We start from the raw sequence: 1335 nt of genomic DNA on the forward strand, positions 1-1335 counted from the left end.
AGGAGAGCAGCGCCAGCACCAGCCATCTGGGAGAGGTCGACGTCCAGCGGATGGCCCGCTCCGGGCTGCTCCCGCTGGCGTCGGACGAGGGCATGGCCCTGTTCGACGCGGCGTCCAGCACGGACCAGTCGGTGCTGGCGGCGACCCGGCTGGATCTCGCGGCGCTGCGCCGCAAGGGCGCCGAGCCGCTGCCGTTGCTGCGCTCGCTCGTGCCCGCGGCCCGCCGCCGCGCCGCGGCCGCCGCGACCGGGGGGTCGTCGCTGGTCGAGCAGTTGGCCGCGGTCTCCGGGGCCGAGCGGCTGCGGCTGCTGACCGACCTGGTGCGTGGTCATGTGGCCGGCGTACTCGGCCACACCGACCACAACGCGGTCGACGCCGACCGGGTCTTCAAGGAGCTGGGGTTCGACTCGCTGACCGCGGTCGAGCTGCGCAACCGGCTGGGGGAGGCGACCGGGCTTCGGCTGCCCACCACCCTGGTCTTCGACCATCCCACTCCGGCGGCCATCGCCGCCCATCTGTCGACCCTGATCGCCCCCGCGACGCGCGGGACGACCGACGCTGCGGTGCCCGCCGCGGCCGCCGCCGAGGACCCGGTCGTGATCGTGGGTATGTCCTGCCGCTACCCGGGCGGGGTGAACTCGCCCGAGGATCTGTGGCGCCTGGTCGCCGACGAGGTCGACGCCATCTCCGAGTTCCCCGCCAACCGCGGCTGGGACGTGGAGGAGCTGTACGACCCGGAGCCGGGCACGCCGGGCCGGACGTACTCCCGGCACGGCGGATTCCTGTACGACGGTGACCACTTCGATCCCGAGTTCTTCGGGATGTCCCCGCGGGAGGCCCTCGCCACCGACCCCCAGCAGCGGCTTCTTCTGGAGACCGCGTGGGAGGCGCTGGAGAGCGCCGGTATCGACGCGTCGACGCTGCGCGGCAGCCGTACCGGCGTGTACACGGGCGTGATGTACCACGACTACGCCTCACGGGTGCGGCACGTCCCCGAGGACATGGAGGGCTATCTGTTCAGCGGCAACGCGGGCAGTGTCGCCTCGGGCCGGGTGTCGTACACCTTCGGTTTCGAAGGTCCGGCGGTCACCGTCGACACGGCCTGCTCGTCGTCGCTGGTGGCCCTGCACCAGGCGGTGAACGCGCTGCGGGTCGGCGAGTGCGACCTGGCGCTCGCGGGTGGCGTGACGCTGATGTCGACACCTCAGGGGTTCGTCGAGTTCTCGCAGCAGCGCGGGCTTTCGGCGGACGGCCGGTGCCGGTCGTTCTCGGACACGGCGGACGGCACCGGATGGTCGGAGGGTGTGGGCCTGCTCCTGGTGGAGCGGCTCTCGG

At 72.7% G+C, this 1335-nt stretch carries 1 protein-coding gene; it reads left to right on the forward strand.

The features are described 5' to 3' along the window. The coding region (locus tag SSP24_RS42420) for an acyl carrier protein (RefSeq protein ID WP_244951819.1) at positions 1 to 1335 on the forward strand (1335 nt) is incomplete at both ends.

The organism is Streptomyces spinoverrucosus (genome assembly GCF_006539505.1).
Lineage (GTDB): Bacteria > Actinomycetota > Actinomycetes > Streptomycetales > Streptomycetaceae > Streptomyces > Streptomyces spinoverrucosus.